The following is a 24304-nucleotide window of genomic DNA, read 5'->3' as shown; positions in this document are numbered from 1 at the left end:
CCGCTACGCTCTTGCAGATGGAGCGTCCATCGCAGGCAGCGCTGGCCGAGCGCTTCCACGCGCTGCATCACGAGGCTGGCGTGCTGGCGCTGCTGAACGCGTGGGACGCCGGCAGCGCGCGCGTCTTCCAGCAGGCCGGCTGCACCGCGATCGGCACCACCAGCGCCGGCATCGCCTACGCGCTCGGCCGCGCCGACGGCGAGCGGCTCACGCGCGAGCAGCTGGCCGAGGCGACGGGCCGGATCGCCGCCGCGGTCGAGCTTCCGCTGACCGCCGACGTCGAGACCGGCTACGGCGCGACGGCGGCCGAGGTCGCGGACACCGTCGCGCTCGTGATCGCTGCCGGCGCGGTCGGGATCAACCTCGAGGACGCTGCGGCGCAGGGCGGCGCCGCGCTGCGCCCGACCGCCGAGCAGGCGCAGCGGCTGCAGGCCGCCCGCGGCGCGGGCGACGACGCCGGCGTGCGGCTCTTCGTCAACGCGCGCACCGACGTCTTCTGGCTCGGGATCGGCGAGCGCGCCGAGCGGCTGGAGCTGACGATCGAGCGGGCGCGCGAGTACGTCGCGGCCGGCGCCGACGGGATCTTCGTGCCGGGCTTGGCCGATCCGGACGAGCTGGCGCGGCTCGTGCGCGCGGTCGGCGTCCCGGTCAACGTGCTCGCGACCCCCGACACCCCGTCGCTCGACGAGCTGCAGCAGCTCGGCGTGCGCCGCCTCAGCATCGGCTCCGGCGCGGCGCGCGCGGCGCTGGACCTCGCCGGCCGGATCGCGCTCGAGGTGCTGGAGACCGGCACCTCCGAGCTGATGGTCGCCGGCACGCTCACCTATCGCGAGGCGAACGAGCTGTTTCGCTGACGTGCCACGCGGCGCCCGCGCGGCAAGCGGGGTGGTCGCCGCTTCAGCTGCTCGGCAGCCAGCGCAGCTTCGCGCCGTGCGCGCGGGTGACGCTGGTGCGCTCGGCAGCACGCGGAGCCTCTGGTTCCTCCAGACGGGCGCTGCGCTCGCGCAGTTCCTCGATCAGCGCATCGCGTTCTTGACGCAGCTCCTGCGCTGACAGCAGTCGCCCGGCGCCGCTCGGATCGGGAGTCGCAGCTGCCAACGGTGCCGGCGGCAGGGCCGCAAGTCTGCGCTCCAATTCGGAGATCTCGCTGCGCAGGGCTTCGCGGGCGCGTGTGTCGTTCGCGTCGGTGTCGTGCACGTACAGCGCTGCCGCCACGGCCCGCGGATCGATCCCGCGGCGGCGAGCCTCGTCGGTGACGGCGGCGGCCATCTCTGCGACGCCAGGCGTCAGACCGCCCGCCTCCGCCACGAACGTCCCTCTGCCGTGCGCTATCAGCAGCAGGCCCTCGTCCTCCAGCCGCGCGTAGACCGCGCGCACGGTGTTGACGTTGACGCCGATCTGCGCGGCCAGCTCTCTCGCGCCGGGCAGCCGCTCGCCCGGCGCGAGCTGGCCGCCGGCCACGCGGGCGCGCAGGGCCCAGGCGAGCTGGGTTCCGAGCGGGACCTCGGCGTCGCGGTCGAGCGAGATCGGGGGGAAGGGGCTCACGACCCCTCTGAGGGTACCCAGTTGACTGCTGTGACAGCAGACCAGTAGTGTCGCGCCTCGGCAGAGAGTGCCATCTGACTATGACTCCTCTCACATCCCGCATCCGCGACCCGTTCGAGGAGGTCGGCGACCTCGTCATCCTCACCGGCAAGACGATCGTCTCGGCGATACGGCCGCCGTACCCCTACGGCGACGAGTTCACCTCGCAGTTCATGTTCGCGCTGAAGCAGTGCTTCTTCCCGCTCGTGATCACGATGGGGTGCGTCGCCTACGCGGTGCCGGGCCTGCAGGCGGCGAACTTCCTCACGCTCTTCGGCGCGCTGGACCGCATGGGCGGCCTCTTCATGCTCGCCGTCGTGCGCGAGTTCGCGCCGTTCATCTGCGCGATCGTCGTCGCGGGCGCCGCCGGCACCGCGATCACGGCCGACCTCGGCGCGCGCAAGATCCGCGAGGAGCTCGACGCGCTGCAGGTGCTCGGCGTCGACCCGGTCAAGAACCTCGTCGTCCCGCGCTTCCTCGCGCTGATCGTGATCACCGCGCTGTTCGACGTCTTCGCGATCATCTTCGGCGTCACCGGCGGGATCGTCGCGACCTGGGTCAACGGCGCGCGGATGGAGCCGTTCTTCGCGACCTTCTGGACCAGTTCCTCGACGACCGACCTGTGGGGCTCGCTGCTGAAGTGCACGATCTTCGGCGGCGCCACCGCGATCATCTGCTGCTACAAGGGCATGAGGACCTCGGGCGGCGCGGCCGGCGTCGGTCGCGCGGTGAACCAGGCGATCGTCATAGTCTTCCTGTCGATAGGCGTCGTCAACTACGTCTTCACGCAGACGCTGCTTGCGACCCATCCGGAGATCAACCTGATCCGCTGACACTCGCCCAGCCCGTTGCCGTCACGTGGCAGACTCCCAACTCCCCCGGTCCGACTCCCACCGACTGCAGCGAGGAGAACCATGAGCGAGCAGCAGCCTTACGTACGACCCGAGACGGTGGCGCTTCACACGGGTCAGGTGCCGGATCCGACGACGAACGCGCGCGCGGTGCCGATCTACCAGACGGTCGCGTACGCCTTCGACGACGCGCAGCACGCGCAGGACCTGTTCGCGCTCGCCGTGCCGGGCAACATCTACTCCCGCATCATGAACCCGACGTGGTCGGTGCTGGAGGAGCGCGTGGCGGCGCTGGAGGGCGGTGTCGCGGCGCTCGCGCTCGCCTCCGGCCAGGCGGCCGTGACCTACTCGGTCCTCAACATCGCGCGTGCCGGCGACAACATCGTCGCGCTCTCGACGCTCTACGGCGGCACGTACAACCTCTTCGCGCACACGCTGCCGCAGTACGGCATCGAGGTCCGCTTCGTCGATCCCGACGACACCTCCGCGCTCGCGGCGCTCGTCGACGACAAGACGCGGCTCGTGTTCGGCGAGACGATCGGCAACCCGCGCCTCAACGTCGTCGACATCAGAGCGTGGGCCGACGCGGCGCACTCGCACGGCCTGCCGCTGGTGATCGACAACACCGTCCCGACGCCGATCCTGACGCGTGTCTTCGACCACGGCGCCGACGTCGCCGTGCACTCGGCGACGAAGTTCATCGGCGGCCACGGCACGACGATCGGCGGCCTGATCGTCGACTCGGGCAGATTCGACTGGGTCGCCAACGCGGCGCGCTTCCCGGGCCTGACGCAGCCGGACCCCTCCTACCACGGCGTCGTCTGGGCCGACGCGCTCGGGCCGGCCGCCTACATCGGCCGCGTCCGCACCGTGCTGCTGCGCAACACCGGCGCTGCGCTGTCGCCGTTCAACGCGTTCCTGCTGCTGCAGGGCGTCGAGACCCTGCCGCTGCGGATCGAGCGCCACTCGGAGAACGCGCTCGCCGTCGCCAAGCACCTGCAGAGCGCCGCGGGCGTCTCGTGGGTCAACTACCCGGGGCTGGAGAGCAGCGACTACTACGCGGTCGGCCAGCGGATCCTGAAGGGCGGCGCGGGCGCGATCGTCACGTTCGGGATCGAGGGCGGCCGCGACGCCGGGCGCCAGTTCATCGACGCGCTCGGCCTGTTCTCGCATCTCGCCAACATCGGCGACGCGAAGTCGCTCGCGATCCACCCCGCGACGACGACGCACTCGCAGCTGGACGACGGCGAGCTGGACTCGGCCGGCGTGCCGCAGGACCTCGTCCGTCTGTCGGTCGGGATCGAGCACATCGACGACATCGTCGCCGACATCGACCAGGCGCTCGCGAAGGCGCGCGCGGGCGTCGCAGCGTAGGCAGCTGTCCGTGTCCGACGGGATCGGACGCGTCGAGACGCAGCGGGCGGTCGTGTTCGACGACGACCGTCCGCTCGTGCTCGAATCCGGCGCGCGGCTGACGCACGTCGAGGTCGCGTACGAGACGTATGGGACGCTGGCCGCCGACGGCGGCAACGTCGTCTTCATCTGCCACGCGCTGTCGGGCGACGCGCATGCGGCCGGCTTCCACGGCGACGATCGCCGGCCGGGCTGGTGGGACAACATCGTCGGGCCGGGCCGGCCGCTGGACACCGACCGCTTCTTCGTCGTCTGCGCGAACGTGCTCGGCGGCTGCAAGGGGACGACCGGGCCCGGGTCGGTCGATCCCGCGAGCGGCAGACCGTACGGCCTGCGCTTCCCGCTGCTGGCGGTGCGCGACCTCGTCGAGACGCACCGCGCGCTGCTGCGGCAGCTCGGCGTGACGCGGCTGCTGGCGGCGATCGGCGGCTCGCTCGGCGGGATGCAGGCGCTGCAGTGGTCGCTCGACCATCCGGGCGAGGTCGGCGGCGCGCTGGTCGTCGCGTCGTCGGGACGGCTGTCGGCGCAGAACATCGCCTTCTCGGCGGTCGCGCGCGAGGCGATCACGCGCGACCCGGACTTCGCCGGCGGCGATTACTACCCGGATCCCGATGCGCCGGCGGACACCCCGCCGCCGCAGCGGCCGAACCGCGGGCTGGCGCTGGCGCGGATGATCGGCCACATCACGTATCTGTCGGAGGAGTCGATGCGGGAGAAGTTCGGCCGCCGCATCCAGGACGCGGTCGAGCCGCGCTACGGCTTCGACGTCGACTTCGAGGTGGAGTCGTACCTGGCCTACCAGGGGCAGTCGTTCGTCGAGCGCTTCGACGCGAACACCTACCTCTACATGACGCGCGTGATGGACTACTTCGACCCGTTCGCCGACCGCGCCTACGTCGGGCGGCAGGTTGCCGCGGGCCGGGCCGCCGGCGGCGGCGGGACGAGCTACCTCGTGCTGTCGTTCGACTCCGACTGGCGCTTCTCGACCGAGCACGCGCGCGAGATCGCCGACGAGCTGCGCAGCGCCGGCGCCCCGGTCACCTTCCGCGAGCTGAGCGCCCCGCACGGCCATGACTCGTTCCTCTTCCCGGTGCCGGAATATCACCGGACCGTGGCGGGGTTCCTCGATCGGCTGGCGGCGGGTCGGAGCGTCCATGCGGCCTGACCTCGACGTCGTCGCGCGGCTGGTCGGTCGCGACGTGCGCGTGCTCGACCTCGGCTGCGGCGACGGCGTGCTGCTGGAGCAGCTGATCGAGCGTCAGCAGTGCGTCGGCGTCGGCGTCGAGCGCGACGACGAGCGCTTCCATGCCTGCATCGCACGCGGCGTCCCGGTCACGCACGGCGACCTCGAGCTGGAGCTGCCGCGCCTGGAGACCGGCGCCTACGACGTCGCCGTGCTGTCGCTGACGCTGCAGGCGACCAGACGGCCGGTCGAGGTCCTGCGCGAGATGCGCCGCGTCGCGCCCCGCCGGGTCGTCTCGCTGCCGAACTTCGCCCACTGGCGGATCCGCCTCGACCTCGCGCGCAGCGGCCGCATGCCGATCAGCCCCGCGTTGCCGTACGAGTGGCACGACACGCCGAACATCCACCTCTGCACCCTGCGCGACTTCGAGGCGACGGTCGCCGAGATCGGCATGCGCGTCGCCCGCCGTGTCCTGCTCGACGCGACCGGTCGTCCTGCGCCGCGCGCGACGCGGCTGTCGCCGAACGCGCTGGCGGTGCGGGCGGTCTACGTGCTGGAGGGGTAGCCGCGATCGGCTGCCCGCTGCGTGGCCGACGTCGCGGGGGCGCGGAGCGGTGTGCGGTGCGGCCTACGGCGTGCGCGACGTCGGCGCCACCGCGCGCCCGACCGCGTCCTGCACCGACGCGAGCCCGGCGCCGCGCACCCGCTCGCTCAGCCCGCGGTTGATCGCGCGCGGCCACAGCGGGCCGCCGTAGATGAAGCCGGTGTAGGCCTGCACGAGCGTCGCGCCGGCCTCGATCCGCGCCCACGCGTCGTCGGCCGTCTCGACGCCGCCGGCGGAGATCAGCGTCAGCTTGTCGCCGGTGCGGGCGCGCAGGCGTCGCAGCACCTCCAGCGAGCGATCCTTCAGCGGGGCGCCGGAAAGGCCGCCGAAGCCGATCTGCTCGATCTCGTGCGCCGGAGTCGCGAGGCCCTCGCGGCCGATCGTCGTGTTCGTCGCGATCAGGCCGTCGAGCTCGCGCGCGAGCGCGAGGTCGGCGATCGCGTCGATGTCGGCGTCGGCGAGGTCGGGCGCGATCTTCACGAGCAGCGGGATCGCGATCGCGTGCTGGCGCAGCTCGTGCTGGACCTCGTCGATCAGCGCGCCGAGGCGCTCGGCCGACTGCAGGTCGCGCAGGCCGGGCGTGTTCGGCGAGCTGACGTTCAGCACGAGGAAGTCCGCCAGCGGGGCGAGCTTGCGCACCGAGGCGCGGTAGTCGGCGCCGATCTGATCGTCTGCGACCGCTCTCGTCTTGCCGACGTTGACGGCGACGACGTCGCCCGGCCGGCGCGCGGCGAGGTGCGGCACGACCGCGTCGACGCCGGAGTTCGGGAAGCCCATCCGGTTGACCATCGCGCGGTCGCGCGGGAGGCGGAAGATGCGCGGGCGCGGGTTGCCTGGCTGCCGCTGCGCGGTGACCGTGCCGACCTCGACGAAGCCGAAGCCGAGCGCGGCGAGCCCGTCGAACGTCGAGCCGTCCTTGTCGAAGCCGGCGGCGACCCCGAGCGGGCTGGGGAACTCGCGGCCCAGCGCGCGGACGCGCAGGGCGGGGTCGGTCGGCCGCAGCGCCCGTCGCAGCGCGGCGCGCAGGAACGGGATCGCGACGATCAGACGCAGCACGCGCGCACCGAGGTGATGCGCCCGCTCGGCGTCGAGCCGCTGCAGGACGAGCTGGAAGAGGAGGCGGTAGATCACGCCGCAGCCAGGCTACCTGGAGCCCGGCCGCGGCGATCTCTCACCTGATGACTGCTGCTAGCGGATCGAGCCCTTGGTCGGGTCGACGCCGAACGTCGTGCTGGAGCCGGCGCCGCGCGCGAACGTGGCGGAGTTCGCGTTGACGATCCACGGCCGCGGGACCGAGGCGGCGTTGAGGAACGTCACGAACTGTCTCTGCGCCGCGGCGCAGGACATCGTCGAGCCGACCGGCAGGACGATGTCGTACGTGCCCTTCGGCAGGTAGAGGCTGCCGATGTGGTCGTTGTGCAGCACGCTGAACGTGGTGCACGTGACGGCCGTGCGACCGCCGCCGCCGGTGCTGCCGCCGGTGTTGGAGACGCTGAAGCCGAAGCCGCCCATGTTGTCCTGGAAGACGGCGTTGCTCGCCGAGCCGGTCAGCGTCCACGGCGCGTTGACGCCGCTGGGGCTGTCGAGGAAGGAGGCGAACTGCGTCGCGGCGCTGCTGCAGCTGAGGCCGCGGATCAGCTTCATCGTGTACGCGCCCTGCGGGAATGCGACGTTGCCGATGCGGTCGTTGTGCAGCACGCTGAAGGTGCCGGGGCAGGTCGCGGTGCCACCGCCGCCGGACGGCGGGTTCGGCGCCTTGCCGGCGAGCTTGACGGAGAAGCTGCTCGTGCCGTTGCTGAAGCTCTTCGCTGCGGCGTTGCCGCGCCACGGGAACGGCAGGTCGCCGTCGTAGTCCTCGAGGAAGTCGGCGAACAGCGTCGACGCCTGCGGGCACGTGAGCTTGTTGACCGAGACGTAGTACGCGCCGGCCGGCAGCGACATCGCGCCGATTCTGTCGTTGTGAAGCACCTGGAACGTGGCCGGACACTTCGTTGCGGCCGACGCGCTCGCGGCCGGCAGCGCAAAGACGGCAGCAAGACCGGCCAGCAGCCCGACGCGGATCAATCCCTTCAACACGGCAACTCCTCCAACACAGGTTCAGTTAGGCGGTCCGAAACGGTCCGCATCCACCCATGCGAATCGACCGTTTCGCCCGCGGCTTGAGAGGACTGGTTCGCCGACGGGGTCGAAGTTCCTGTGGTTGGCGCTCACGCGGTACGCACATCCACCAGGTCTTCGATCATCTGGAAGTCCTTGGTGTTGTGTGTGATGAGCGGAACCCGTTGGACGTTCGCCGTCGCTGCGATCGCGAGATCGACCGCTCGGCGTCGCGGTTGGGCCCCACGGGATGCGACGGCTGCCGAGAGCCGTCCCCACTCGCGCGCGATCGCGGCGTCGACCGGGATGGGATCAAACGTCGCCTCGACGATGCCGAGTCGCTGCGCTCGCAGCGCTCGCTCGTCGTCGTCACGTGCGGCCAGCACGCCGAAGTGCAACTCTGCCAGTGAGGCGGCGCTGATCCCACCGTCGAGGTCGCGCGGTCCCTCTGCTGCGATCAGCACCGAGGTGTCGAGCAGTGCGCGCATTCAGGCGAGTAGCACTAGTGCTACCAGATGTGTGTTGGATGGACGCGATGCCAACCTCCGATCGACGTGGCACGTGCGCCTAGACTCGTCTGATGGCACTGCACCGCAGCAGCGATGGATCGGATCCGCTTCGCGCCGAGCGCGTCGCGCACGTGGCCGGCGACGAGGAACGCCGCGTCGCCCGCTCGTCCCGGCTCGGCGAGGGCACGCTCGCCTGCCCGCAGTGCGATGCCCCGGTCGCGCTCCCGGAAGGCCGTTCGGTCTCCCCGGCCGACAAGCTCGCCTGCCCCTACTGCGATCACGGCGGAGCGGTCCGGGAGTTCCTCTCGATGGCCGCCCCTTCCCGTCCGGCGCGGGTCGTCGTGCGCGTCGTGATTCCCGCGCGGGCCGCTCGCGCGGTCTGACCCGAGCGAGTTCGCGGCCTACGTCGCTCGCACGACGAGCGGCGAGTGTGCTGGGTACAGCCCCACGATCGCGTCGCGCAGCGCCTCGAAGTCGCGCGTGTTGTCGGTCATGACGGCGCGGCCGTGGATCCACGCGCAGGCCGCGATCTGGATATCGAGCACCCAGCCAGCTCGCTGATCCGGCTTCGTGCCGCTGCGTCGAGCGCCGGTGGAAGGGAGCGGGTGCGGCTCGACGACGTTGTGCCGTCAGCGCACCATAGGACATCAAACGAAGCACGATCACCTCGCGCCGTGTGTTGGGCTGCACGTCCCAGTCGTAGTGTGGGAAAGCCCATCCACGGAAAGGCAGAGGCCATGCACGCTCGGCGTATTCGGTCGACTGTCGCCGCGGTCGGGGCAGTACTGGCGGTCGCGTTCGTCATCGCGGCTGCGGCCGTCGCCGCGCCCGACCCGACCGACCGCCCGGACCCGCGCATCACCGACGGCACCGCCCAGCGCAGGCTGGACGCCGCGCGGGAGCGGTGGGAGAAGCTCGGGGCGCGGTCCTACCGGATGCGGGTGCGGGTCTCGTGCTTCTGCCCGGAGGGGATCACGAGACCGCGGACGATCATCGTCCGCCGCGGCAGACCTGTCGCGCCGGTGCCCGAGCACCTGCGGCCGTATGCGACCGTCCCGCGGCTGTTCACCACAGTCCAGGACGCGATCGATGCCAGGGTCGCTCGGCTCACCGCGCAGTACACCAGCGTCGGCGTCCCGAAGACGATCTTCGTCGACCGCAGCTTCATGATCGCCGACGAGGAGCGCGGGGTCGGCGTGGATCGGTTCAGAACCTTGAGATGACGATGGGCGTAGGGGGCGCACTTTGGAACCCGGACACCAGCGCGGTCCTGCGGGAGTTGCTGAGGGTCGTGCAGGAGGCGGTGGCTCTGCCCGCGCGTGACGAATCGCCGGACGTGCAGCGCCAGCGCAGACCTGGCTGGGCGATGCCGCTCGTGCGCGACGTGCTCGCTGAGGCTGCCGCGCCGATGACGGCGATGGAGATCGCGCGAGAGATCAGGCGCAGGTTCGGGGAGCCAGTCAGACGGCCAACGGCGCTCTACATCTTGACCCGAAGCCGGCAGGCTCGGACTGGCATGTTCGAGCGCGTCGAACCAGCGCGGTACAGACTCGTCCGGCGATGACCCAGCCGACTACCGACGCTGCAAACCTTCCCGCAACGCGTCAACTCCCTCCTTTAGAACGGCGCCCAAGCGATTGGAGGCTGGGTGATCGAACCCCGACACGCCATGGACCCGGCCGGTACTTGCGCGGTACCCGCGACGCCGGCTGACGCGCGCGGTACCGTGTCGGCATGGCATCCCGCGACAAAGTGAATCTCGCGCTCGACGCGGAGATGGTCGAGCGTGCGCGCCAGCAGTTGGGCGAGCCGGCCGACGGCCTCGACGACGCGGCGGTCGTCGAGCGTGCACTGAACGCCTACCTCTTGCGTCGGCTGATCGATTCGACGCAGGCCGGCTCCGACCTGACTGCGGAGGAGGCCGAGCGGGTCGCCTACGAGGAGCTGCGTGCCTCGCGCCGTGAGCGGCGCGACGCTGCGTGATCCGAGTCGTCGTCGATCCGGGCGTCTTCATCTCCGCCCTGATCGGCGCCGCCGGATCGCCGCCCGATCGCGTCGTTCAAGCGTGGATCGATGATCGCATTGAGGTCGTCGTCAGTTCCCAGTTGCTCGCCGAGCTGCGCCGGGTCGCGCTGCGCCCGAAGTTCCGTCGCTGGTTCGACGAGGTCAGAGCCCGCGAGTTGATAGCTCGGATCGAGCGGCAGGCGACCGTTCGTCCTGACCCGGCGCCGACGCCGGGCGTCACCCGGGACCCTGCCGACGACTACCTCGTCGCGTTGGCACGGGCTGAGCAGGTCGACGCGATCGTCAGCGGTGACCGCGATCTCGCCGAGGCTGGGATCGAGAGCCCGCCGGTTCAGCGACCTGCAGAGTTCGTGGCGCGGCTCTCGCGCTCGTAGACCCGGCGAGGCGAGGCGAGGCGACGGAATCCGATCCGCTAAGTAGCGCGTCACGCCATGGCATCAGACGCGCAGGGTGGAAAGACTGGACCTCGTCTTTCCGATCTATCTGGACGTTCCGATGATGGTGAGCTTCCTTGCCGCCCTCCAGGTATGTGCAGACGGTTGCGGACGGGGATGACTTGGAGAATCTCCAGACAGGCAACTGGTGCAAGTGACGGGTGCCTTTGTGGGCAGCCCGTTGCAGCACGTTCTCGCCTTCTTTGCGCTTGCGGAGCCCTATATGGACTTGGAACAGCGTGTGCAGGACAAGATTGCAGAGCGCTACCCAAGATCGAAGAGAACAGGCAGATCCGGCCGGCGGGCGGCGACGCCGCAAAGGAGCTGACGGGACTCGATGCCATGCCCGGCCTTGCGTTGGAATCCGGGCAACGGGCTGTGATCGAATCGCCTGCGGCGCAGATCCTTCCGCTCGCCGTCTTCGTGTAGCCGACGCTGGTATCTGCCTCGTACCCGCGCCGACGCTGCACTCGGTGTGTGCAACTAACCGCACCTGACGCAGAAGCCCCGCGGCCGCGGGGCTCTCGAGTCGGATGGAGGCGGGGGGAATCGAACCCCCAACTCCGCCTTGCAAAGGCGGCGTGTTCCCGTTAGCACTACGCCCCCGGGGATGCTCTGAATCCTAGCCAGTACGGGTGGCTGCGGGGCGTGCGGTCAGAGCAGGCCGATGGCGAGGGCGATTGCGACCGCGAGCGTGGCGACCACGGCGATCGCGGTGCTCCAGGCGATGCCGTCGGCGGCGAGGCGGAGGTTGAGGCCCGTCTGGTGGGCGACGAGGACCGTGTTGACGCCCGCGGGCATCGCCGCGAGCAGCGGGTAGGTCACGGGCAGTCTGACGATGAACAGCGAGACCGTCAGCACGATCAGGGGCATGATCGCCATCCGTAGCGTGACGGCGACCGCCACGGCGCGCGTGAGCGGTGGCGGGAAGCGGAAGGCGCCCTCGTCGGCCTCGTCCGAAAGCGTCATGCCGACGACGATGAAGCCGAGCGGCAGCAGCGCGTAGACCGCCAGCTTCGACGGCGTCACCAAAGCCTCGGGCGCAAGCGACTCGGGCACGACGGCGGCGAGCGCGACGGCGTAGAGGACCGGGTTCTTCAGCAGCGTCGTGGCGACGTGACGGCCCATCTGCTTGCCCACGCCGTGCGTCCCGAACAGCGCGCCGATCGTGTAGCTGCCGAAGACGAACGCGGGCATCGAGACGAGCACGTCGTACGCGACCGCCTGCGTGAAGTCCGCCTGCGAGAACAGCGCGGCGCACAGCGGCAGGCCGAAGAAGCCCGTGTTCGCCTGGATCGTGCAGACCATCGCGGCGCCGGTCGAGGGGCGATCCAGCCTCAGCGGCCCGCGCCCGACGCGCCACATCACGATGCCCATCACCGACAGCAGCGCGAGCGCGAGCGCGACCCCTATGCCGACGTTCGCGGTCAGATGCAGGCGCGCGATCGACACGTACGAGACGAACGGCAGCAGCACGTACAGCATCACCTTCGCGATCCGGATGCGCACGCGCCGCCCCTTCACCCCGCCGAGGCGGCGCTCCAGCCACACGCCGATCATCAGCGCGAGCACGACCGTCACGACGACCGGGATCACGCGGTCGATGCTGTCACGAACCGTTCCGAGGCGACCGGCTCGCGCCCCGGGGGTACGCTGACGACACCGTGTTCCGCCCGAGCTCTTGGCTGCTGCTGCGCGACACGCGCCCGCCGCTCGCCGCCGGCGTCGCCGCGGGCGCGACCGCGGTCGCCGCCACGACGGCGCTGATCTTCCCTCTGCGCGAGATCGTCCCCGCCGTCTCGACCGGCGTCGTCTACCTGCTCGCGGTGCTGCTCGTCGCGACCTGGTTCGGGCTCTGGGTCGGGCTCGGGACCGCCGTTGCGAGCGCGCTCGCGTTCAACTGGTTCCACATCCCGCCGACGGGCCGCTTCACGATCAGCGACCCGCAGAACTGGGTCGCGCTGATCGTCTTCCTCGTCGCCGCCGCGATCGCCGCCACGCTCGCGGAGGTCGCCCGCGCCCGCACGCAGGAGGCGATCCTGCGCCGTCGCGAGGCCGACCTCGCCGCGGAGCTGGCGACGCTCCTGCTCGGCGGCAGCGACGTGCGCGCCGCGCTGCCGCCCGCGGCGCAGCGGCTCGCGCACGCGCTCGACCTCGCGCCGGGCGTGACGATCGAGCTGGGGGAGAAGCCGCCGGTGCTCGCTCCCGCGGCAGGTCCGAGCACCGACACCTTCGGTACCGCAGCGGTTGCGAAAGCGCCGCTGCTCGACCTCGACGTCCCGCTGCACCAGCGCGCGCGGCGGATCGGGACGCTGCGGCTGGCCGTGGCGCCGCCGCCCGACGCGCAGCAGCGGCTGCGCGAGCGGGTCGTTCCGGCGCTGGAGGCGATCCTCGGCGTCGCGCTGCAGCGCGAGGCGCTGCAGCGCGACCTCGTCGAGAACCAGGCGCTGCGACGCAGCGACGACATCAAGACCGCGCTGCTGCGGGCCGTCTCGCACGACCTGCGCTCGCCGCTGACCGCGATCGCGACGGCCGGCGAGGCGCTGCAGTCCTCGACGCTGACCGAGGCCGACCGCGAGGAGCTGGCGGCGGCGGTCACGGGCGAGGCGCAGCGGCTCTCGCGCCTGGTCGACAAGCTGCTCGACCTCTCGCGCCTGCAGGGCGGCGCGGCCGACCCGCGGCCCGAGTGGTGCTCGATCGACGAGGTCCTGCGCGTGGCGATCGACGAGACGCCGCACGCGGCCGGCTTCAACATCGCGATCGACCGCGAGCTGCCGCTCGTGCGCGCCGACGCTGCGCAGTTGGAGCGCGCCTTCGCCAACCTGCTGGAGAACGCGGCCCGCCACGGCGGCGAGCATCCGGTCGCGGTGCGCGCCCGCGTCGTCGGCCACCGCATGCTGATCCGGATCGTCGACCGCGGTCCCGGGATTCCCGGCGCCGAGCTGGAGCGGATCTTCGAGCCGTTCTACCGCGGGGTGGGCGGGACTGGTCCACGCGTCGACGGGCACATCGGCTCCGGCCTGGGCCTCGCGGTCGTACGCGGCTTCGTGGAGGCCAACGGCGGGCGGGTGTGGGCGGAGTCGCTGCCGGGGCAGGGGACGACGTTCGTGGTCGAGCTGCCGCTGGAGACCGAGCCGGCCGGCGGCGAGCCGGGGCCGGCGACGGCTCCGGCCGAGCCGATATCGGCAGGGCGGCCGCGGTGAGCGGGCGGATCCTCGTCGTCGACGACGAGCTGCAGATCCTGCGTGCGCTGCGCGTGATCCTGCGCGACGCGGGCTACGAGCCGATCACGGTCGCGACCGCCGAGGAGGCGCTCGACGCCGCCGCGACGCGACCGCCGGACGCGGCGGTCGTCGACCTCGTGCTGCCCGACGGCGACGGGATCGAGGTGACGCGCCAGCTGCGCGCGTGGAGCGAGATGCCGATCCTCGTGCTGTCGGCGATCGGCGAGGAGGAGCAGAAGGTGCGCGCGCTGGAGGCCGGCGCCGACGACTACGTGACGAAGCCGTTCGGCGCGCGCGAGCTGGTCGCGCGGCTCGGCGCCGCCCTGCGCCGCGCCGGGCGCAACGCCGACGAGCCGACGATCTCCGTCGACGGCCTGGAGCTGGACCTGGCGCGCCGCGTCGTGCGGCGCGACGGCGAGGAGGTTCACCTGACGCCGATCGAATACGACCTGCTGCGCGTGCTCGCACGCAACCGCGGCCGGCTGCTGACGCACCGCGCGCTGCTGACCGAGGTGTGGGGTCCGGCCTACGGCGACGACATCCGCACGCTGCGCACCCACATCGCCAACCTGCGCCACAAGATCGAGCCGGCCGGCGACGGCCCCCGCCACATCCGCACCGATCCGGGCGTCGGGTACCGCTTCGCGGGGTGAGCGGGCGGCGGGGAGCGCTTTCGCGCCGCACCCAGTTGCGGCGGCGGGTCGGCGCTGCTGTGATAGCCCGCAATGTTGACCGCGGTCGCCGAGGCGCTGCTGGCGCTGATCCTGCTCGCGAGTGCGGGCGCCAAGCTCGTGCGGCCGACCGCGGCGCAGGCGGCGCTTGCGACGTACGGGCTGGATGCGCCGCGGACGCGGGTGGTCGTGTGGGGCGCGGCGATCGTCGCCGAGGTGGCGCTCGCGGTCGGCGTGGCGCTCGGCAGCGCGGTCGCGGCGTGGGGCGCCGCGGCGCTGATGGCCTGCTTCGCGATCCTGCTGCTGCGCGCGTTGCGCAGCGGGCGCGGCGGCGAACCGTGCGGCTGCTTCGGGGCGCGCTCGCGTGTGAGCGGAGCCGCCGTCGCACGCGCCGCGCTGCTGGCGCTCGCGTTCGTGACGCTCCCGTTCGTGCCCGCGGTCGACCCGGCCGCGACCGGTTGGCTCGCGATCGGCCTCGGTGTCGCGCTCGCGGGGCTCCTGGCGCTGGGCGCGCTCGTGGTGGCACTCGCCCGTGAGGTCGGCGAGCTGCGGCTGGCGCTGGGCCCGCAGCCGGCGCTCGAGATCCCCGGCGAGGGGCCGCCGCTGGGCGTGCGCGTCGCGTTGATCGAGCGCTTCGCACCAGGTGAGCGGGCGCGCTTCGCGGTCGCGGTCTTCACGTCCGCGGGCTGCTCGATGTGCCAGGCGCTCGCGCCCTCGGTCGCGCTGCTGGCCAACGACCCGCTGCTGACCGTGCTCACGTTCGACGAGTACGAGGAGGCCGCCGCATGGCGCGCGCTGGAGATCCCCGGCAGCCCCTATGCGGTCGTCCTCGGCCTCGACGGCAGCGTCCTCGCGCAGGGCACGTTCAACGCGCTGCGCCAGCTCGAATCGCTCGTCGCGACGGCCGCTGCGCGCGAACGCGAGCTGTTGGAGGCGTTCCATGTCTGAGCGCGGGCGGTCTCGGCTGAGCGACCGTCTTGCCGATGGGACCTCGCGGCGCGGGTTTCTCGCGCGAACCGGTGCCTGGCTGCTCGCGGCGACCGCGGGTGGCGGAGCGACGCTGGCGGCGGGGACCGAGGACGCCGAGGCGTTCCACTTCTGCGGGCACACATACACGACCGCCTCGTGTCCGCACCCGACCGGGCTGCCGCGGGTCGACCTGCGCGGCTTCCCGCTGCGCGCCGGCGACGGCAGACCGATCGACGACCTGGGGCGGCCGGTCGATCGCGGCGGCAACCCGGTTGACGGGCGCGGCCGGCGCCTGCGCGACCCTGACGGTCGTCCGCTCCCGCCAGCCCCGCGCAGTCGCGTCTGCCAGGACAGCATCCCCGACCGATATGGGATACCCACACAGATCGATGGCTCCTGGTATCGCTGTTGCGGCGGCAAGGTGCGGCGCCTGATGGACTGCTGTGCGGCGCATCCCACCCGCATCAACGGCGACGCCGCCCTCACGGGCTACTGCTACGGCGATCGCAAGGTCTTCTGCGTCATGTACTTCCAGACGGAGGTCCCGTGCTGACGGCAGCGCTGCTGGCCGTGACGGCGTTCACGGCCGGCGTCACCGGCGCCTGGTCCCCGTGCGGGTTCTCGATGGTCGAGACGCTCGCCGGCGCGGCCGGCCGGGAGGGGGCCGAGCGCCGCCGGCTGGTCCGCACGAGCTGCACGACCTTCGCGCTCGGAGCGCTGCTCGGCGGCGCGCTCACGTTCGGGCTGCTGAGCGTGCTCGGCGCGGCGCTTGGCGCGGGCGGGAGCGGCACGTCCGCGGCGATCGGCCACGCCGGGAGCGGCACGGGCGGCAGAGGCCAGAGCATCGCGCTCGTCGTCGCAGCGATCGTCGCGCTTGCCGCGGCGCTCGCGGACGCGTTCGGCGTTCGCGTCGCGCCGCAGATCCGCCGGCAGGTGCCGGAGCGCTGGCGGCGGACGCTGCCGCTGCCGCTCGCGGCGGCGCTCTACGGCGTCCTGCTCGGGCTCGGCTTCACGACCTTCGTGCTCGTGTTCGCCGTCTGGGCGCTGGCGGGAATCTCGGTCGCGCTCGGCGACCCGGCGAGCGGCGTCGCGATCGGGCTCGCGTTCGGCGTCGGCCGCGCACTGCCGGTCGTCGCGATGGCTCCGCGCTTCGACACGCTCGGCATCCGCCTGGCCGAGCGGATGGCGAACGAGCCGCGCCTGTTGCGACGCCTGCGCCGCGCCGATGCCGTCCTGCTCGCAGCCGCCGCACTCGCGCTCCTGCTGGGACCCGCGGCCGCATCGGCTGATGCGACGCTCGTCGCCCGCGACGCCACCGATCCGTCGCAGAGCGGTGGTGCCGTCGCGTGGCGACAGGTCGGCGGGAGGAGCGGGATGCTGCAGACGCCCGAGTCGCCGCCGTCGCGACTGCTCACGCCGCAGCTGGCGATCGGCGGGGCGAAGCTGGCATTGGTGCGCGGCGATGCGATCGTCGTCAGGACGCTTCACGCGCCCGTGCGCGAGATCGCGCGCGTCCCCGCCGCGCGCGTCACCGGGCTGGCCGTCTCGCGCCGCTGGGTCGCCTGGCGCACGACGCGCGACGGCGGCGACGAGCTGCGCGCGCGGTCGCTCGCGCGGAGCGCCCACGCGGCGACTGCCACGACCGGCCGCGGTTCGGCGCACCCGGCCGCCGCTGCGAGCGCCCGCCTCGCCCCGCCGACAATCGTCGCCACCCGGCGCGGAGCGACCCTCGGCCGCCCCGCGCTCGCCGGCGACCGCCTCACCTACGCGGTCTCGACCGCGCGCGGGAGCTCGATCGTCGTGCGGGATCTCGTGCGCGGGCGGTCGCGCACGGTGTTGCGTTCGCGTCGCACCGAGCTGTCGCAGCCGAGCCTCAACGGCGACGCGCTTCTCTACGCGCAGGCGCGCGCGTGCGATCAGCGGCTGCTGCTGCGACGGCCCGGCAGCGCCACCCGCACACTGCTGTGGATCGGCTCGACGGCGCGCCGCGACGAGGGGCACGACCATCACCACACCAACCACGGCAGCGAGCCCGGCGCCTGCCCACCCGGCACGCCGCACCGCACGCAGACGGTGCTCTGGAGCACGGCGCTCGCGCGCCACGCCGCCTTCGTCACGCTGTTGCGCCCCGCCGCCGGCGGCTCGCCGGGCCGCGCTCGGATCGTCCGCGTCGCTCGCTGACGCCGCCCACCCGCGGCCGCCGCTCGCTGCACGGCGGCTCGCACCGCCTCAGCCGCAGCCCTCTCAAACCCCTTGACGAAATCTTGATGCGCCCTCGCTGAATCTTGATCGGGGCTGGGCGGCCGCGGTCGCACAGTGGTCTGCATGGACCTCCTCGTCATCGCGCTCGCGGTCGTGTTCTTCGCCGCGATGCTCGCACTCATCGAAGGAATCGAACGGATATGAGCCTCGGCAACGCGATCGGGCTGTTCGTCTCGATCGCCGTCTTCTTCTACCTCTCCTACGCGCTGCTGCGCGGGGAGCGGCTCTGAGACATGACCGTCCAGGGCTGGATCCAGATCCTCGTCTTCATCGCGGCGCTGACCGCGGTGACGCCCCTCGTCGGCGCCTACATGCACCGCATCTACAGCGGCGCGCCGATCTTCCCGCGCGTGCTCGGCCCGATCGAGCGCGGCTTCTACAAGACCATCCGCATCGACCCCGAGCAGGAGCAGGACTGGAAGGGCTACGCGCGTTCAGTTCTGATCTTCAGCCTCGGGTCGTGGTTGTTGCTCTACGCGATCCTGCGCCTGCAGGGATCGCTGCCGTTCAACCCCGCCGGCTTCGGCGGCGCGCCCGCCGACGTCACCTTCAACAACGCCTCGTCGTTCGTCTCCAACACCAACTGGCAGTACTACGCCGGTGAGACGACGATGTCGAACTTCAGCCAGATGGCCGGCCTGGCGGTGCAGAACTTCCTCTCCGCCGCGGTCGGCATCGCGGTCCTGATCGCGGTCATCCGCGGCTTCTCCGCGCGCAGCCTGAAGACGCTCGGCAACTTCTGGAGCGACCTCACCCGCACGCTGCTGTACCTGCTGCTGCCGTTCGCCTTCGTGTTGGCGCTGTTCTTCGTCTCGCAGGGGCTCGTGCAGTCACTGTCACCCGCGCAGGCGTTCACCAGTCTGGAAGGGGTCAGACAGCTGATCACGCTCGGCCCGGTCGCCTCGCAGGAGGCGATCAAGCTGCTGGGCACCAACGGCGGCGGTTTCTTCAACGTCAATTCAGCGATGCCGTTCGAGAACGCCAGCGGCCTCACCAACGTCGTCTCGATGCTGGCGATCCTGGTGATCCCCGCCGGTCTCACCGCGACGTTCGGCCGCATGGTCGGCAACCGCCGCCAGGGTTGGATGGTCTACGGCGCGATGTTCACCTTCTTCGCGATCGCGGTTGCGATCGTGTACGCGGCGGAGTCGCACGGCACGCCCGCGCAGCATCTCGCCGGCATCCACGGCGGCAACTTCGAGGGCAAGGAGACACGCTTCGGGATCGGCTCCAGCTCGCTCTTCGCGGTCGTCACGACGGTCGCCTCGTGCGGCGCGGTCAACGCGGCGATGGAGTCGCTCACCGGCATCGGCGGCGCGCTGCCGATGGCGAACATGATGACCGGCGAGGTGATCTTCGGCGGCGTCGGCTCGGGGCTCACCTCGATGCTGATGTTCATCATCCTCGCGGTCTTCATCGCGGGCCTGATGGTCGGCCGCACGCCTGAGTACCTCGGCAAGAAGATCGGCGCGCGGGAGGTGAAGCTGACGATGGTCGGCACGCTTGCCGTACCGCTGTTCGTGCTCGTCGCGACCGCGTTCGCGATCGCGAGCAAGTACGGCCTGAGATCGATCTACAACGGCGGGCCGCAGGGCTTCTCCGAGACGCTCTACGCCTACACCTCGCAGACGAACAACAACGGCTCCGCGTTCGCCGGCTACACCGGCTTCATCCAGCCCAACGCACCGGGCAACGCGGGCTCCTTCGGCTTCACCTTCGCCGACGTGCTCGGCGGCGGTGCGATGTTGATCGGCCGCTTCCTGCCGCTCGTCGCGGTGCTGGCGATCGGCGGGGCGCTCGCCGGGCGCAAGACCTCGCCCCCGGGCCCCGGCACGATGCGCACCGACACGCCGACGTTCGGTGTGCTGACGGTCGGCACGATCCTGCTCGTCGCGCTCCTCACCTTCGTCCCAGCCCTCCTGCTCGGCCCGGTCGTGCAGGGCCTCACGGATCGGATGTTCTGATGAAGAAGGACCTCACAGCCACCGTCGTCGGCCTGATCGTGCTGACGCTCGTGCTCGGTCTGCTCTATCCGCTCGTGGTCACCGGCGTCAGCCAGGTCGCGTTCAACGACGCCGCCAACGGCAGCCAGGTCAAGCGCGACGGCAGAGTCGTCGGCTCGCGCCTGCTGGGGCAGAGCTTCAACAGACCCCAGTACTTCCACAGTCGCCCGTCGCAGAGCGACTACAACCCCTCCGCGACGTTCTTCTCCAACGCGGGACCCAACGGCGCAGACACCAGGGACACGATCGCGAAGGCCGCGAAGCGGTACCTGAAGACCGAAGGCGGATACGACAGAACGCTGACGCGCGCGCAGATCCCGCCGGACGCGGTCCAGACGTCGGCCTCCGGCGTCGATCCGCAGATCACGCCCGCCAACGCGCGGATCCAGGCGCATCGCGTCGCCGCCGTCCGCGGCCTCGCGATCGACCGCGTCGACCAGCTGATCGACCAGAACACGGACGACCGCAGCCTCGGCCTCTTCGGCGAGCCCGGCGTGAACGTCCTGCAACTCAACCTCGCGCTCGACAAGGAGACCGCCCGATGACCGCCGTTGCCGACCAGACCCCGCCGCCCTCCGCGGGCGTCCCGCGCGGGCACGACGGTTCGGGGCGGCCGACCAGATCGCTGCTGGAACCGGCGATCCTGCGCACCGCCCTGCTCGACTCGCTGCGCAAGCTGAACCCGCGCGCGATGGTGCGCAACCCGGTCATGTTCGTCGTCGAGGTCGGCGCCTTGCTGACGACGATCGTCTGGATCGTGCAGGCGTTCGGCGGTTCGATCGCCGGCGCCGGCAGCGATCCCGCCTGGTACACGTTCACCGTCAGCGGCTGGCTGTGGCTGACGGTCGTCTTCGGCAACTTCGCGGAGGCGATCGCGGAGGGCCGCGGCCGCGCGCAGGCGGCGTCGCTGCGCGCGATGCGCAGCGAGACGCTCGCGAGACTGCGCGACGGCGGCACGAAGGCCGCCGGCGAGCTGCAGCCGGGCGACGTCGTCGTCGTGGTCGCGGGCGAGGTGATCCCGGGCGACGGCACCGTCGTGCGAGGGATCGCCTCCGTCGACGAGTCGGCGATCACGGGCGAGTCCGCGCCGGTGATCCGCGAGGCCGGCGGCGACCGCAGCGCCGTCACCGGCGGCACGCGCGTCCTCTCCGACGAGCTCCTCGTCGAGGTCACGCAGAAGCCCGGCGAGTCGTTCCTCGACCGCATGATCGCCTTGGTCGAGGGTGCGTCGCGCCGCAAGACGCCGAACGAGATCGCGCTCGGGATCCTGCTCGCGGGCCTGACGCTGATCTTCCTCGTCGTCGTGGTGACGCTGCGTCCGTTCGCCGACTACGCCGGCACCGCGACCTCGCTCGCGACGCTGATCTCCCTGCTCGTCGCGTTGATCCCCACCACGATCGGCGCGCTGCTGAGCGCGATCGGCATCGCCGGCATGGACCGGCTCGTGCGCCGCAACGTGCTCGCGCTGAGCGGGCGCGCGGTCGAGGCGTCCGGCGACGTCGACGTGCTGCTGCTGGACAAGACCGGCACGATCACGCTCGGCAACCGGCAGGCGTCGGCGTTCGTGCCGATGCCCGGCGTGTCGGAGCGTGAGCTGGCCGAGGCGGCGCAGCTCTCCTCGCTCGCCGACGAGACGCCCGAGGGTCGCTCGATCGTCGTGCTGGCGAAGGACAGGCTCGGCATCCGCGCTCGCGAGCTGACGCAGAGCGAGGCGCAGTTCGTCCCGTTCACCGCGCAGACGCGCATGTCCGGCGTCGACTACGACGGCGTGCGCCTGCGCAAGGGCGCCGGCGACGCGATCGAGCGCTGGATCGCGGCCGAGGGCGGCACCACGCCGCCGCAGCTGAGAGCGGCGATGGACCAGATCGCGCGCGACGGCGGCACGCCGCTGGCGGTCGCGCGCGACAACCAGGCGCTCGGCGTCGTGCACCTGCAGGACATCGTCAAGGAGGGCATGAGGGAGCGGTTCGACCACCTCCGCGCGATGGGCATCCGAACGGTGATGGTGACCGGCGACAACCCGCTGACGGCGGCGAAGATCGCGCAGGAGGCCGGCGTCGACGACTTCCTCGCCGAGGCGACGCCGGAGGCGAAGCTCGCGCTGATCAAGGAGCAGCAGTCGGGCGGGCGGATGGTCGCGATGACCGGCGACGGCACCAACGACGCGCCTGCGCTCGCGCAGGCCGACGTCGGCGTCGCGATGAACACCGGCACCCAGGCCGCGCGCGAGGCCGGCAACATGGTCGACCTCGACTCCAACCCGACGAAGCTGATCGAGATCGTGGAGGTCGGCAAGCAGCTGCTGATCACGCGCGGCGCGCTGACGACGTTCTCGATCGCCAACGACGTCGCGAAGTACTTCGCGATCCTGCCGGCGATCTTCGCGGCCACCTACGCGACCCACGCCGACGGCACCGGGCCGCTGGACAAGCTCAACATCATGAACCTCGGGACGCCGCGCTCGGCGATCGTCTCCGCGATCGTCTTCAACGCGCTCGTGATCCCGATGCTCGTCCCGCTGGCGCTGCGCGGCGTCAAGTTCCGGCCGGTCGGCGCGACCGCGCTGCTGCGCCGCAACCTGCTCGTCTACGGCCTCGGCGGCCTGATCGCGCCCTTCATCGGGATCAAGCTCGTCGACCTGATCGTCCACAACCTGCTGGGGGCGTGATGCCCGGCCGGCTGAAGGTCTTCCTCGGGATGGCGGCGGGCGTCGGCAAGACGTACCGGATGCTGCAGGAGGGGCAGGCCGAGGCCGAGAACGGTCGCGACGTCGCGATCGGCTACCTCGAGCCCCATGGCCGCGCGGAGACGACCGCGCAGGCCGCCGGGCTCGAGGTCGTGCCGCGGCGGCGCGTCGAGCACCGCGGCGCGCTGCTGGAGGAGATGGACCTGTCGGCGATCATCGCGCGCGCCCCGGAGCTGTGCCTGATCGACGAGCTCGCGCACACCAACGCGCCGGGGCTGGAGCACGACAAGCGCTACAGAGACGTCGCCGACGTGCTCCACGCCGGAATCGACGTCTATTCGACCGTCAACGTGCAGCACCTCGAGTCGCTCAACGACCAGGTCGCGGAGCTGACGACGACGCGCGTGCGCGAGACGGTGCCCGACGAGGTGCTCGGCGACGCCGACGAACTGGTCCTGATCGACCTGACGCCGGAGGCGCTGATCGAACGGCTGCGGGCCGGCAAGGTCTATCCGGCGGCGCGCGTCGAGTCGGCGCTGAACAACTTCTTCACGCTGGAGAACCTGTCGGCGCTGCGCGAGGTCGCGCTGCGACAGGTCGCCGAGGAGGTCGAGGCCCGGCGCGTCCTCGGGCCGTCGTCGGCGCCTGCGCGGCGGGTCGACGGGGAGCGCGTCTTCCTCGACGCGGCGCCGGCCGCGATCGGCGAGCGACTGCTGGCGCTGGTCGAGCCGACGCCGTCGTCGCAGCGCGTCGTGCGGCGCGCGTGGCGCTCGGCGCAGCGGCTCGGAACCGACCTCGACCTGCTGTGGCTGCAGCCGCCGCGCGAGCTGAGCGACGGCGAGACGGCGCAGCTCGAGGCGCTGCGCCGTCTCGCGGTCGTGCTCGGCGCGCACCTGCTGATCGAGCAGGGCGACGACCTCGTCGCGACCGTCCGGCGCGTCGCGCGCGAGCGCGGCACGACCTACGTGCTGATCGGTGAGCCGAGCCATCGCAACGCGCTGCAGCGCCTGCTGCGCCCGTCGCTGCCGAGCCGGCTGCTGGCCGCGCTGCCGGGCATCGACGTGCGGATCGTCGCGGATCGGACGAGGCGGGAGGGATGACCGACGTGCTCGTCACCGTCGTCCCGCTGATGCTCGCGGCGGCTGCCGCGTGGGCGATCCGCGGCCACCGCATCCAGCGCGCCGTGCCGGATCTGGGCGGCAGGCGGGTGCTGTTCCCATTCCTCGGCAAGGAGCTGTCGATGCCGGCGCTGGAGGCGGCGCTGCGGCTGGCGAGAGCCGAGCACGCGACGCTCGTGCCGGTCTACCTCGCCGAGGTCCCGCTGCACCTCGCGCTCGACTGCCCGCTGCCGCGCCAGAGCGCCGTCGCGCTGGCGCTGCTGGACGCGGTCGAGCAGCGCGCGCGGCACTACGGGGTGGCGGTCGACACGCGCATCGAGAAGGGGCGCGACTCGCGTCACGCGCTGCGCGAGATGCTCGCGCACGAGCGCTACGACCGGATCGTGCTCGCCGCCGAGACGGCCAGCGGCGGCGACGGCTTCACGCCCGAGGAGACCGCCTGGCTGCTCGCCAACGCGCCCGGGGAGATCGTCGTGCTGCGCCCCGACCGCGCGCACACGCAGACGTTCCGCGAGCGGTTGGCGCGCGGGGGCGGTCGACGGGCGCCGAGCCGGTCAGCGCGCCACCCCTCTGCGGCACCCACCGCAACGCACGCCGCATAGCCGTGTTGATGGCTTGCAACGGAGCGCCCAGATCCACGCGGGTCGGGCGCCTAAGCTGCCTGACGGCCG

The 24304-nt window shown here is 71.8% G+C and carries 26 protein-coding genes and 1 tRNA gene; 20 read left to right on the top strand and 7 right to left on the bottom strand.

Translation table 11 applies throughout. The features are described 5' to 3' along the window. Positions 1 to 17 precede the first annotated feature (17 nt). Entirely contained in the window at positions 18 to 854 is an 837-nt protein-coding gene (locus Q7L65_RS25890; RefSeq protein ID WP_304726094.1) for an isocitrate lyase/phosphoenolpyruvate mutase family protein, read from the top strand. 43 nt (positions 855 to 897) lie between these two features. Here Q7L65_RS25890 and Q7L65_RS25885 read toward each other — a convergent pair whose 3' ends face one another. After that, a complete protein-coding gene (locus Q7L65_RS25885) occupies positions 898 to 1545 on the bottom strand; it encodes a GntR family transcriptional regulator (protein ID WP_304726092.1) in 648 nt (215 codons plus the stop codon). 80 nt (positions 1546 to 1625) lie between these two features. On the opposite strand from Q7L65_RS25885, the gene Q7L65_RS25880 reads away from it, so the two are divergent. The 4 genes from Q7L65_RS25880 to metW all read left to right on the top strand — a co-directional run bounded on the left by Q7L65_RS25880 (position 1626) and on the right by metW (position 5596). After that, entirely contained in the window at positions 1626 to 2417 is a 792-nt protein-coding gene (locus tag Q7L65_RS25880; protein ID WP_304726091.1) for an ABC transporter permease, read from the top strand. Positions 2418 to 2498: 81 nt separating this feature from the next. After that, entirely contained in the window at positions 2499 to 3809 is a 1311-nt protein-coding gene (locus tag Q7L65_RS25875; protein ID WP_304726089.1) for an O-acetylhomoserine aminocarboxypropyltransferase/cysteine synthase family protein, read from the top strand. A gap of 10 nt (positions 3810 to 3819) precedes the next feature. Then, a complete protein-coding gene (locus tag Q7L65_RS25870; RefSeq protein WP_304726086.1) occupies positions 3820 to 5013 on the top strand; it encodes a homoserine O-acetyltransferase in 1194 nt (397 codons plus the stop codon). Further along, positions 5003 to 5596 (top strand): methionine biosynthesis protein MetW, encoded by a 594-nt coding sequence (metW, locus tag Q7L65_RS25865; RefSeq protein ID WP_304726085.1) that lies wholly within the window; start codon positions 5003 to 5005, stop codon positions 5594 to 5596. The genes Q7L65_RS25870 and metW overlap by 11 nt, the downstream gene beginning before the upstream one ends. Positions 5597 to 5659: 63 nt before the next feature. Here metW and Q7L65_RS25860 read toward each other — a convergent pair whose 3' ends face one another. From Q7L65_RS25860 to Q7L65_RS25850, 3 genes are all read right to left on the bottom strand, one after another. Further along, positions 5660 to 6766 (bottom strand): quinone-dependent dihydroorotate dehydrogenase, encoded by a 1107-nt coding sequence (locus Q7L65_RS25860; RefSeq protein ID WP_304726083.1) that lies wholly within the window; start codon positions 6764 to 6766, stop codon positions 5660 to 5662. A gap of 57 nt (positions 6767 to 6823) precedes the next feature. Next, the gene (locus tag Q7L65_RS25855; protein ID WP_304726081.1) at positions 6824 to 7711 is read right to left on the bottom strand and encodes a hypothetical protein; all 888 of its coding nucleotides are present in this window, start codon (positions 7709 to 7711) and stop codon (positions 6824 to 6826) included. A gap of 131 nt (positions 7712 to 7842) precedes the next feature. Continuing rightward, positions 7843 to 8220, bottom strand: a complete 378-nt coding sequence (locus Q7L65_RS25850) for a PIN domain-containing protein (protein ID WP_304726079.1) — start codon at positions 8218 to 8220, stop codon at positions 7843 to 7845. 92 nt (positions 8221 to 8312) lie between these two features. On the opposite strand from Q7L65_RS25850, the gene Q7L65_RS25845 reads away from it, so the two are divergent. Further along, positions 8313 to 8624: a hypothetical protein gene (locus Q7L65_RS25845; protein ID WP_304726078.1), complete on the top strand. Its 312-nt coding sequence runs from the start codon at positions 8313 to 8315 to the stop codon at positions 8622 to 8624. Positions 8625 to 8642: 18 nt separating this feature from the next. On the opposite strand, the gene Q7L65_RS25840 is transcribed toward Q7L65_RS25845, so the two are convergent. After that, on the bottom strand, positions 8643 to 8786 hold the full coding sequence (locus Q7L65_RS25840; RefSeq protein WP_304726076.1) for a hypothetical protein: 144 nt from the start codon (positions 8784 to 8786) through the stop codon (positions 8643 to 8645). A gap of 192 nt (positions 8787 to 8978) precedes the next feature. On the opposite strand from Q7L65_RS25840, the gene Q7L65_RS25835 reads away from it, so the two are divergent. From Q7L65_RS25835 to Q7L65_RS25825, 3 genes are all read left to right on the top strand, one after another. Then, positions 8979 to 9464 carry a DUF6174 domain-containing protein gene (locus Q7L65_RS25835; protein WP_304726075.1) on the top strand — a complete coding sequence of 162 codons (486 nt, stop codon included), beginning with the start codon at positions 8979 to 8981 and terminating at the stop codon, positions 9462 to 9464. Positions 9465 to 9975: 511 nt separating this feature from the next. Continuing rightward, on the top strand, positions 9976 to 10224 hold the full coding sequence (locus Q7L65_RS25830) for a hypothetical protein (RefSeq protein ID WP_304726073.1): 249 nt from the start codon (positions 9976 to 9978) through the stop codon (positions 10222 to 10224). Further along, complete coding sequence (locus Q7L65_RS25825; RefSeq protein ID WP_304726071.1) at positions 10221 to 10640, top strand: putative toxin-antitoxin system toxin component, PIN family; 420 nt, start codon at positions 10221 to 10223, stop codon at positions 10638 to 10640. Before Q7L65_RS25830 ends, Q7L65_RS25825 begins: the two co-directional genes overlap by 4 nt. A 594-nt stretch (positions 10641 to 11234) precedes the next feature. Here the strand turns inward: Q7L65_RS25825 and Q7L65_RS25820 are convergent. After that, positions 11235 to 11306 (bottom strand) — tRNA-Ala (locus Q7L65_RS25820). Between the two features lie 48 nt (positions 11307 to 11354). Then, a complete protein-coding gene (locus Q7L65_RS25815) occupies positions 11355 to 12296 on the bottom strand; it encodes an AEC family transporter (RefSeq protein WP_304726070.1) in 942 nt (313 codons plus the stop codon). A 68-nt stretch (positions 12297 to 12364) separates the two neighbouring features. On the opposite strand from Q7L65_RS25815, the gene Q7L65_RS25810 reads away from it, so the two are divergent. The 11 genes from Q7L65_RS25810 (at position 12365) to Q7L65_RS25760 (ending at position 24235) form a co-directional block, all read left to right on the top strand. Further along, a complete protein-coding gene (locus Q7L65_RS25810) occupies positions 12365 to 13903 on the top strand; it encodes an ATP-binding protein (RefSeq protein ID WP_304726068.1) in 1539 nt (512 codons plus the stop codon). After that, positions 13900 to 14577: a response regulator transcription factor gene (locus Q7L65_RS25805; protein WP_304726065.1), complete on the top strand. Its 678-nt coding sequence runs from the start codon at positions 13900 to 13902 to the stop codon at positions 14575 to 14577. The genes Q7L65_RS25810 and Q7L65_RS25805 overlap by 4 nt, the downstream gene beginning before the upstream one ends. A gap of 72 nt (positions 14578 to 14649) precedes the next feature. Continuing rightward, on the top strand, positions 14650 to 15543 hold the full coding sequence (locus tag Q7L65_RS25800) for a MauE/DoxX family redox-associated membrane protein (protein WP_304726063.1): 894 nt from the start codon (positions 14650 to 14652) through the stop codon (positions 15541 to 15543). Then, complete coding sequence (locus tag Q7L65_RS25795) at positions 15536 to 16117, top strand: hypothetical protein (protein ID WP_304726061.1); 582 nt, start codon at positions 15536 to 15538, stop codon at positions 16115 to 16117. The genes Q7L65_RS25800 and Q7L65_RS25795 overlap by 8 nt, the downstream gene beginning before the upstream one ends. Then, on the top strand, positions 16111 to 17745 hold the full coding sequence (locus Q7L65_RS25790) for a hypothetical protein (RefSeq protein ID WP_304726059.1): 1635 nt from the start codon (positions 16111 to 16113) through the stop codon (positions 17743 to 17745). Before Q7L65_RS25795 ends, Q7L65_RS25790 begins: the two co-directional genes overlap by 7 nt. A 221-nt stretch (positions 17746 to 17966) precedes the next feature. After that, a complete protein-coding gene (locus Q7L65_RS25785; RefSeq protein WP_304726057.1) occupies positions 17967 to 18056 on the top strand; it encodes a potassium-transporting ATPase subunit F in 90 nt (29 codons plus the stop codon). Positions 18057 to 18059: 3 nt separating this feature from the next. Beyond that, the gene (gene kdpA, locus Q7L65_RS25780; protein WP_304726056.1) at positions 18060 to 19790 is read left to right on the top strand and encodes a potassium-transporting ATPase subunit KdpA; all 1731 of its coding nucleotides are present in this window, start codon (positions 18060 to 18062) and stop codon (positions 19788 to 19790) included. Next, positions 19790 to 20374, top strand: coding sequence for a potassium-transporting ATPase subunit KdpC (gene kdpC, locus Q7L65_RS25775; RefSeq protein ID WP_304726050.1), 585 nt, complete (start codon positions 19790 to 19792; stop codon positions 20372 to 20374). Before kdpA ends, kdpC begins: the two co-directional genes overlap by 1 nt. Then, the gene (gene kdpB, locus Q7L65_RS25770) at positions 20371 to 22497 is read left to right on the top strand and encodes a potassium-transporting ATPase subunit KdpB (protein WP_304726048.1); all 2127 of its coding nucleotides are present in this window, start codon (positions 20371 to 20373) and stop codon (positions 22495 to 22497) included. The genes kdpC and kdpB overlap by 4 nt, the downstream gene beginning before the upstream one ends. Further along, positions 22497 to 23615: a histidine kinase gene (locus Q7L65_RS25765; protein ID WP_304726046.1), complete on the top strand. Its 1119-nt coding sequence runs from the start codon at positions 22497 to 22499 to the stop codon at positions 23613 to 23615. The genes kdpB and Q7L65_RS25765 overlap by 1 nt, the downstream gene beginning before the upstream one ends. Continuing rightward, on the top strand, positions 23612 to 24235 hold the full coding sequence (locus Q7L65_RS25760; RefSeq protein ID WP_304726045.1) for a universal stress protein: 624 nt from the start codon (positions 23612 to 23614) through the stop codon (positions 24233 to 24235). Before Q7L65_RS25765 ends, Q7L65_RS25760 begins: the two co-directional genes overlap by 4 nt. Positions 24236 to 24304: the final 69 nt, after the last annotated feature.

This window comes from Conexibacter sp. CPCC 206217, assembly GCF_030646165.1.
Taxonomy (GTDB): domain Bacteria; phylum Actinomycetota; class Thermoleophilia; order Solirubrobacterales; family Solirubrobacteraceae; genus Conexibacter.
Note: the sequence above shows the minus strand (reverse complement) of the source record. Positions and strands in the feature narration are given on the sequence as shown.